The sequence below is a fragment of the Arthrobacter livingstonensis genome, assembly GCF_003219815.1.
In the GTDB taxonomy this organism is placed as follows: Bacteria; Actinomycetota; Actinomycetes; order Actinomycetales; family Micrococcaceae; genus Specibacter; species Specibacter livingstonensis.
Map to the genome: position 1 here is coordinate 1 of NZ_QJVD01000060.1, position 7,650 is coordinate 7,650.

A 7,650-nucleotide genomic window follows, 5' to 3' on the forward strand; every position below is an offset into this window, starting at 1 on the left:
CGGTTGGCCAGGTCGTAGACGGCCGGCATGAGTTTCTTGCGTGCCAAGTCTCCAGTGACGCCAAAGAGCACCAGCGAGGACGGTCCCGCCACCCGGGACAAACGGCGGTCGCGGCCGTCCCGGAGCGGGCTAAGCCCAGACCCCACATTAGAATCAACGTAAGTAACAGACATTGTCGCCTTCTACCTTTCGATCGGTAACGGCCCGGCAGTGCGTCCGTTGACCGACAGTTACGAGAGTGTGTGCTCCCAGGTCTCCCCAAAGGGAACCGTGTCGCTGAGTGCAAGCGAGTACCTGGAAGGACCATGGCGGGTGACCAGAATGCCGGCACACCGTTGGGCCATCGCTACCCGCTGGAGTTTGGCCTCTGCATCGTCGAGTAACTCGTAAAGTTGACCGGGCTCGGTAATGAGGAGTTCCAAACTCTCAGTGGTCTGGCTACGCATGATGAACAGCTTCCTTCCCAGGGATTTGCCCCCCAAAGAGCCAACCCACTCATTATTGGTGTTTGTGGTGTGTCTTAGATCAAATACAGTGTGACGGGATCCCCATTAACAAACAGATGGCGGCAACCCATGCCGTCCTCGACGACCCATATCAGTGTGCCGTCGTCGGCACGATCATCAACGTAAGCCACGTAACGGAACGAATCCATGGACCAGACTTCAACACATTCCCCGTGTTGAAGGGAAGCCCACCCCTGGACAGGCTGCTGGTAGGGGATTCCGCGGCTTTCCCTAGGCTTTTCCAGTGCTTGTTGGCTCATGTCCTCCACCCTCCCGACGAACCAGCACTGCCCGAGGTGACGTCTCTCCACCCGGGCCAGGCATGGAATTCCAAGACTGAAGGCCCGGACGTTGCAGGGCCTTCACCCCAAAGGTGGCGTCCCGCGGCCTTCTGTAAGGGCGCGGGACGCCACCGTCAATCGGAGGGCTAGCTGATGGCGGCGCGGAGTTGCTTGGCTGCCAGGGCGGGGTCGGCTGCGCCGTAGATGGCACCGCCGGCGACGGCGACATCGGCGCCGGCACGCTGGACGGCTTCGATCGTGGTGAGATTGACGCCACCAGCGACGGAGAACGGAACACGGGCTTCTTCTCCGGCGCGGAGCAGCCCGTTCAAGTCATAACCGGGCTTGGCCTGCTCGTCCAAGCCAGCGTGCATCTCCACGAACTTCGCACCCAGCGCGCGGACTTCCTTGGCGCGGGTGACCTTGTCCGCCACACCGATGAGGTCAACGACGATGCCCTTGTTGTGGGCCTTGGCCGCCTTAACGCCACCGGCAATGGTGGAGTCGTCGGCGGTGCCGAGAATGGTGACCAGGTCGGCGCCGGCCTTGAAGGCGATGTCGGCCTCAAGTTCTCCGGCGTCCATGGTCTTCATGTCAGCGAAGACAATCTTGTCCGGGTGGGCCTTCTTGATGGCGGTGACGGCGGAGAGCCCGGCGGCCTTGATCAGGGGGGTGCCCAGTTCGATGATGTCGACGTATTCGGCGACCTGGCCGGCCAGTTCGAGGGCTGCTTCGGTCGTGAGGAGGTCCATGGCTACTTGGAGTTTCATGATGTTGCTTCTTTCTGTAGGGAACTGCGGTGGGTGTGGAAAATGGGGGCCTCAGTTATTCGAGGTTGGCATGCCTGAGCCAGAGCTGTTCAGCCGGTTCATCGGTGTTGTCCCACAGCGACTGGAAGATGGCCTCGGTGGCGAGGAAAAGTACCTGCTCAAAGAGAGACCCGGAGTACTGGCGGGAGACACTGGAGCCGTGGTCGGTCTTCTGCGCGGCCGGAATGATCACCAGCGCATCGGCGAGTCCAGCGAGCGGCGAATCGGGGTTGGTGGTGAACGCTGCAATGCGCGCTCCCGCCTTCGCCGCTGTTTCCGCAGATTTGACCACTCCCGAGGTCGTTCCCGACCCGGAGGCCACCAAGAGCAGGTCGCCGGAACTGATGGCAGGAGTGGTGGTGTCACCGGCGACGTGGACGGTCATGCCCAGGTGCATCAGCCTCATGGCGGCCATGCGCAAAACCAGGCCGCTTCGGCCAGCTCCGGCGATGAACACCCGGCCGCTCTGGCCGAGGTGGCCTGCTAGGCCCGCCATCTCCTGTGCATCGATTTTGGCCGCCGTGTCCGCGATCTCGTCCCTGACGAGGGACAGATTACGGATAATCTCACCTGCGGTGGTGTACACGGTTCGCGTCGCGCTTGCTGTCGGATTCACGATTTGTCCCCTTCGATTAGGTCATCGGCCTGTAGCGGCCGAACGGATGCTTTCCGGTTGATATCCATCATTCCGAAACAACCGGGCAGGGGTAACACTGTTTTTTGACGGTTCTGACTACACTTTAGGATTGGTCTAGCGTTTCGGCCGCCGGCGAACTGTACCGATGAGCGCAGCTGCGGGTTTTAGCTAAGCGCGTGAACCCCGCCAAGTCCGTTTGCGGAATCTGCGCCCAGAATCTCGCCGTCGGGTTTCGACACTTGCCGACAGCCCGGACGGGCTTCATCACCGGCCGTCCCTCACTTGGTTCAGGCGCCCGAGAATCCCAGGAGTAACTTGCCGTTCGTGGCACAATCTTTGGCCGTCGACAACCATCCAATGCCTGGTCCTTGGTCAGGCGTTGGATGGTTGATGGGCCGACTACGAAGGCCTGATTCGCAAGGGCGCACTGACTTCATGCATTTCGTCATCAAAGGGAAAGCGCTGACGAGGCCGAACTCCAGCGACGGGTTAATTGCCGGCCGGCTGGAGCCGACCATGACGAGGAACTCTCGCTGTTTCACTGGGTATGGGGCCCTCCGCGTGCCTATTGACGAGGGCGGAAGCTGGTCGGGTTGAAAGTCGGAGAATTGAAGGATTTATTTGTATAGACTCTCAAGTACGATCAAAGTCCTTTTAAGTACATCTGGACTACTGAGAATTGACCCGATTCGCAACCATTTTCGGAGCGCAGACTTTTGGCCTCGCCGACCTCATTTGAGCCGCAGATCTATCGGCCCCTGCCCGAAATCGAGAGAGCGGATGCCATTGTCGACAGAATCACGACGGCCATCGCCCTCGGGCTGCTCAAAGTAGGGGAACGCCTGCCCCCCGAAGCGGCACTGTCGGACATGTTTGGGGTCGGTGGTGCGACCCTTCGCGAAGCTTTGGGGGAACTTCGCGAGCGGGGAGTCGTCGAGACTCGCAGAGGTCGGAGTGGGGGAACCTTTGTCGTCAATCAGCCTCGACCTCAGCCCACCACCATACGGGATTGGTTTCTCTCAACGTCTGTCTCTGAAATACGCGACATCGGAGACGAACACTCGGCTATATCGGCCACGACCGTCCGTCTGGCCTGTGAGCGCGCGGAAGCACACGACGTCGACCGTCTGCAGGAACTTGCACGAGCATTGGTTCTGGCCACGACCCCCGAAGAGCGTGCACCTGCCGACAGCCGCTTCCACATCGAGTTGGCAGTATCGGCGCAGTCCCCGAGGCTTACCGATGCCGAAATCCGGCTTCAAGAAGAAACAGTTCAACAGCTATGGACTCCCCTCCCTGTGCCATTTGACCCCGAATCGGCTACCGCTGAACACTTGGAATTGGTCCGGGCAGTCGCCCAGGACCAACCCGAGAAAGCACAGAAACTGGTGCTTGAGCACATCAGGAGAAACATTTTCCACCTCATCGACGCGAAGCTCACCCTCGGTTACGCCCAATCAGTTCACGATGGCCAATGAGGCTCTTCGTGTTTCTTGATGAATACCAAGCCGCTGCGATAAGTTCATGCCACGGTCCTGGCGGCACTTCCCAATAGGATATGTGCCCAGTGGTTGGTTGAGATGCGGAACCGCGGGTAATCCTTTTGGTGGTATGGCTGCGCCGACCTTCGCAGTGGTCGCCCGGGTGTCCCAACAGTGTTTGGCTCTCGGGCCACCCTGGTTTACCACCGCCTTCATCCGGTCCGTTTCCGGCACGGTGGCGGCCTTGACCCAATGGCAAGTGCCACCTCATTTTTGAATTTGATGCACAGAGCGGAAACAGTGCTCATCAATTTCCAACGGTGTGGGCGCCAACAAGTCCACGGACGGCAACACCGTAGCCGCGGCGACCACGACCGCATTAGCCAACCACCGGGAGACCTTCAACGCGGCCGCAACATCCAACGCCGCAAGGTCAGAGCAGATCACTGCATCCTCGACGCGTCTCCTTCAACTGTGCCATGGACCATGCAAACCCCGGCACCCGCGCCGGTGGATTCATAAAAGGTTTTCCGGTCGTCATGAATGCGGCGTCGCCACAGAAAAGCCTTCGCTCTTGGACCACAGAAGCCTCGCATGTCCGACGACGTGGACGTCGCGACCCCGCTGGATTCGGCGCGAATGCATCAGGGACGCCAGAACACACAGCTCAGACAAATCGTACGGAAGTCCGAGGCGACCGTGACGACACGGACGCCGGCGGCGATGTCATAAACGGCAGAGATGACACACTGATCTGACAAATTGAAGAGGATCGTCGTTGCATATGGGCATGACTCAGTAAGCTGGATCAAGGCTCGCGGTTCCTGATGTGGGAAGAATGCTAGACACCTCCATCTCAACGCAGGCCCCAAGCCCCTATCCTGTTGCTACACGAACCCCGATTCACCACCACCCGGGAAGACGCGCCAATGAACCCCACTACTGAAGTCGTCCATGCTGCCAATGCCCTCACTTCGTGGATTAACGGCGTTTCCACCGAGATCGAGAAACTCTCCAGAAACGTTGCCACGCGGCTTGAAAAAAATCTCGTCGACAAGTCCAAGGTCGATAAGACTGCGCTGGTCGGTTTGGATGCACTAACACGGGAGTTCCTGACGCGGAACACTTTTGCTGTCGGCGCCGGGGCCTTCTTCGCGACGGATGCCGTTGAGGAGGGTAGCCGAACTGTGGAATGGTGGTCCCGCCAGGAATCCGGGGCCATTGGCAGGCTCGACTTTGACCTGACTCCAGGCAGCCAGCGTTATTACGACTACGAAAAGCTGCCGTTCTTCTCGACTGCGGCTACCACAGGTAAGCAGACCCTTTGGGGCCCGTATGTGGACTATCTCGGCTTCGAGGAATACGTCCTTACGTTCGCGGCACCGTTTTCTGTCCGAGGAACCTTTGCGGGGGTGGCGGGATGCGACATTCGGATCAAGGACCTGGAACCGCTCATCATGCCAAATCTGCGCGGCATCGCCAGCGATGCCGCGCTCGTCAACGCCAGCAACCGCGTCATTCTCGGAAACTCTGGACTTTACTTGGTTGGCGAGCGGATCAAGCCCGGATCTCCGGATCTGCATCGAATGACTCTGGATGTCCCCCACTTGGGGCTCTCATTGATCTACACCACATAGCTTGGGTATCCGAGAATCGTGATTTTTAGGGGCTGTTCGCTGGGCGAACCGGCCGTTTTTCAGTGCTTGATTCCGCCTCAGAATTGGCATGTGCCCTAAAGCATGGCGAGTTTGTATAAGAAGACCATTCGCGGCCGCCATACCGGTACCTGCGCCAGATGGGGTGGGTAGATGGCAAATCGAAGATGGTCCCTGAGCGGTACGTGGGCACCGCGGCCGACGTCGAGGCGCTCCTGGACGGCCGCGAGGAGGCCATGGTTCCCGAGCGGACCCGGCACCTGGATTTCGGTGCGGTGGCCGCCTTCTGGGGCTGCTGGATGATCTAGGCGTGGCCGGGTCCGGCTCGGATGCCGCTGTCACCGTCGACGAATTTGGCGCTGGCGGTCTTGAACCGGGTCAACGCCACGTGTTCGAAGCGCGGGCTGGCCGAGTCGTGGAAGAGCACCACGGCGGACCGGTTCACCAAGATCGGTGCCTCCTCCCTGGACCACCTCCGGATCTCAGGATGCGCTGCACGCCGTGCCCCTGGACGCTTTGGCGGGTATCGAGGAGAAGATGGCGCTGGCGATGATTGACCAGTTCGGGCTGGACACCCGTTCGATGGCGCTGGACATGACCAACTGCGCCTCTCTCGTTGACATCGGCAACGCCACCGCGCCAGTCGCCCAGCGAGGCAAGGCCAACAGAAACGCGCCGATCTGCGCCTGGTCGGCCTGGGACTGGTCGCCATCCGTGCCGGGGGATCCCGCTGCTCCCGCACCTCGCATCGGCAACGCAGAAGACGGTGGTCTTCGATGCCGGGCAGAACTCGAGAGTAAACATCGCCCTCCTCGCCGACACAGGCCTGGGCTACGTCGGCTCCGTACCGGCCAGCGATTGCACGGACCTGACTGCCCGCCCTAGCCGCGAGCAGCAGCAGCGTCGATGCGACTTAGCGCCGACCGCGCCGGGCTTCACATCTCCATGCCTGAACTCCTGAACAAACTCGCCAGCATCGGCTAAACCGTGCTCCTCTACCCCTCCAACGGCGGCCGACCCAAAGCCCGCCGCATGCCCACCGAAACCACCAACCTCAAAGTCCAGCCCTCCACGATCTACCAGGTGGACCGCTGGGCACCCAACAGTTTGGTCATAGGCTCCACAGACCCCAAACCTCGAAAACTCAAGTTGGGAATGAGCGGAATAATTGGGCTGGATTAAGGCACGCCTGCTGGACTTCAGGCGCAGCCCGCACCACCTCACCGCGGCCGTCGCCCAGGCCCATCACGGCGCCCGGGATCCTCACCGGCCCGCATTGCCGCGCGGTGGATTCGACCATATTCCAAGATGCGGTGGCCCCCCAGGACACCATTACCCAGCTCGTCGCCATAATCCGCCGTTTCGGCAGGACTATGGAACATGGCGCTCCTTTGATGTTGGTGCATGAGACCTCCTACGCCCGCACGCGGGTGGGGAAGCCGGAGATCGCCCGGGACGACAAGGAAGAGAAAGAGGAGATGGTCTCGGGGCTGGCCACCGACGACCTGGCCCTGCTCGGCACGGTGGACCCGGACACCCTGGAAGGAGATTCGCCGCAGGCGCAGGCGTACACGTGCATGCTGCTGGCCATGGTTCCGGTGCAGGACGTCGCGCCGGCCGAGGGCTCCGACGGCACCGACGGGCGGTGGCGGATCCCCCGGCGGTGGCCCTTGGATCGGATCGTCTCCATCGTGGACGCCGAGGCCCGGCACGCCTACACGTTGCGTTGCGTGACGATGGACGGGTTCAAGGGCCACATCAGCGCCGAAGCGGAAACCTGGCTCTACACCAACGCCGCCATGCCCCGGGTCTCTGGCCCCGGCTCCAGCGACGCGGACGCCGGGATCGAACTGCTCAGCACCGACACGACCATGACCGACGACGACACGGACTACCAGGTGCCGGGGGGTCGGCCCGCGGTGCCGGTGCCATGCCCGAGACCCTAGAAGCAGCCGGGCACCAGGGGCTGGTCAAGCCCAAGTACCTGCGCCCCGCCGTGCCCGGCGGCTACAACCTGGAAGACTTCACCCAGCGGGAACTTCCGCGGTTTCCAGTCGATCGAGGCCCTCAAAACGAATTAGTCCGAAAAATCCCGCTAGCGGACGAACCGATGGTGACGGTCGCACACATGGCTTCTGAATGCTTTCAACTTGCCAGCTCCAGGGAAGAATCAATCCTTTGGCAAACGTTAACAGTCAAAAAAAGTCTGGACTATATGAATTATGAGGCGTAGTTTTGCAGTCAGGAAGAAACGCACGTGACCGGCATCACCTCGGCGGGG

10 protein-coding genes and 1 pseudogene are annotated in these 7,650 nt (G+C 60.8%); 5 read left to right on the top strand and 6 right to left on the bottom strand.

All coding sequences use genetic code 11. The annotated features are described in order from the left end of the window. The 4 genes and pseudogenes from CVV68_RS22375 to hxlB all read right to left on the bottom strand — a co-directional run. Positions 1-173 (bottom strand): annotated as a pseudogene (locus tag CVV68_RS22375) (glucose-6-phosphate dehydrogenase); the annotation flags it as partial. A gap of 347 nt (positions 174-520) precedes the next feature. Beyond that, positions 521-766, bottom strand: coding sequence for a hypothetical protein (locus CVV68_RS22385; protein ID WP_146239001.1), 246 nt, complete (start codon positions 764-766; stop codon positions 521-523). Positions 767-933: 167 nt separating this feature from the next. After that, entirely contained in the window at positions 934-1,557 is a 624-nt protein-coding gene (hxlA, locus tag CVV68_RS22390) for a 3-hexulose-6-phosphate synthase (RefSeq protein ID WP_110503194.1), read from the bottom strand. Between the two features lie 55 nt (positions 1,558-1,612). Continuing rightward, entirely contained in the window at positions 1,613-2,212 is a 600-nt protein-coding gene (gene hxlB, locus CVV68_RS22395; protein ID WP_110503195.1) for a 6-phospho-3-hexuloisomerase, read from the bottom strand. Between the two features lie 737 nt (positions 2,213-2,949). Between hxlB and CVV68_RS22400 the strand changes: the two genes are divergently transcribed. The 3 genes from CVV68_RS22400 to CVV68_RS23700 all read left to right on the top strand — a co-directional run bounded on the left by CVV68_RS22400 (position 2,950) and on the right by CVV68_RS23700 (position 5,677). Next, entirely contained in the window at positions 2,950-3,711 is a 762-nt protein-coding gene (locus CVV68_RS22400) for a FadR/GntR family transcriptional regulator (protein ID WP_110503196.1), read from the top strand. 932 nt (positions 3,712-4,643) lie between these two features. Continuing rightward, on the top strand, positions 4,644-5,351 hold the full coding sequence (locus CVV68_RS22410) for a cache domain-containing protein (RefSeq protein WP_110503198.1): 708 nt from the start codon (positions 4,644-4,646) through the stop codon (positions 5,349-5,351). 185 nt (positions 5,352-5,536) lie between these two features. Then, on the top strand, positions 5,537-5,677 hold the full coding sequence (locus tag CVV68_RS23700; protein ID WP_170133323.1) for a hypothetical protein: 141 nt from the start codon (positions 5,537-5,539) through the stop codon (positions 5,675-5,677). On the opposite strand, the gene CVV68_RS23705 is transcribed toward CVV68_RS23700, so the two are convergent. Together CVV68_RS23705 and CVV68_RS23710 are read right to left on the bottom strand one after the other, a co-directional pair. Beyond that, a complete protein-coding gene (locus CVV68_RS23705) occupies positions 5,674-5,817 on the bottom strand; it encodes a hypothetical protein (protein WP_170133324.1) in 144 nt (47 codons plus the stop codon). The genes CVV68_RS23700 and CVV68_RS23705 overlap by 4 nt on opposite strands. A gap of 34 nt (positions 5,818-5,851) precedes the next feature. Next, positions 5,852-5,992, bottom strand: coding sequence for a hypothetical protein (locus tag CVV68_RS23710; RefSeq protein WP_170133325.1), 141 nt, complete (start codon positions 5,990-5,992; stop codon positions 5,852-5,854). 771 nt (positions 5,993-6,763) lie between these two features. On the opposite strand from CVV68_RS23710, the gene CVV68_RS22425 reads away from it, so the two are divergent. Both CVV68_RS22425 and CVV68_RS23305 read left to right on the top strand, forming a co-directional pair. After that, positions 6,764-7,315: a hypothetical protein gene (locus CVV68_RS22425; RefSeq protein ID WP_110503201.1), complete on the top strand. Its 552-nt coding sequence runs from the start codon at positions 6,764-6,766 to the stop codon at positions 7,313-7,315. Further along, the gene (locus CVV68_RS23305) at positions 7,300-7,602 is read left to right on the top strand and encodes a hypothetical protein (RefSeq protein ID WP_146239002.1); all 303 of its coding nucleotides are present in this window, start codon (positions 7,300-7,302) and stop codon (positions 7,600-7,602) included. Before CVV68_RS22425 ends, CVV68_RS23305 begins: the two co-directional genes overlap by 16 nt. Positions 7,603-7,650: the final 48 nt, after the last annotated feature.

Excerpts from the sequence above, each read along its gene's own strand:
- CVV68_RS22385 (WP_146239001.1), bottom strand. The coding sequence starts at position 766 with ATGAGCCAACAAGCACTGGAAAAGCCTAGGGAAAGCCGCGGAATCCCC.
- hxlA (WP_110503194.1), bottom strand. The coding sequence starts at position 1,557 with ATGAAACTCCAAGTAGCCATGGACCTCCTCACGACCGAAGCAGCCCTC.
- CVV68_RS22410 (WP_110503198.1), top strand. The coding sequence starts at position 4,644 with ATGAACCCCACTACTGAAGTCGTCCATGCTGCCAATGCCCTCACTTCG.
- CVV68_RS23700 (WP_170133323.1), top strand. The coding sequence starts at position 5,537 with ATGGTCCCTGAGCGGTACGTGGGCACCGCGGCCGACGTCGAGGCGCTC.
- CVV68_RS23710 (WP_170133325.1), bottom strand. The coding sequence starts at position 5,992 with ATGTCAACGAGAGAGGCGCAGTTGGTCATGTCCAGCGCCATCGAACGG.
- CVV68_RS22425 (WP_110503201.1), top strand. The coding sequence starts at position 6,764 with ATGTTGGTGCATGAGACCTCCTACGCCCGCACGCGGGTGGGGAAGCCG.
- CVV68_RS23305 (WP_146239002.1), top strand. The coding sequence starts at position 7,300 with ATGCCCGAGACCCTAGAAGCAGCCGGGCACCAGGGGCTGGTCAAGCCC.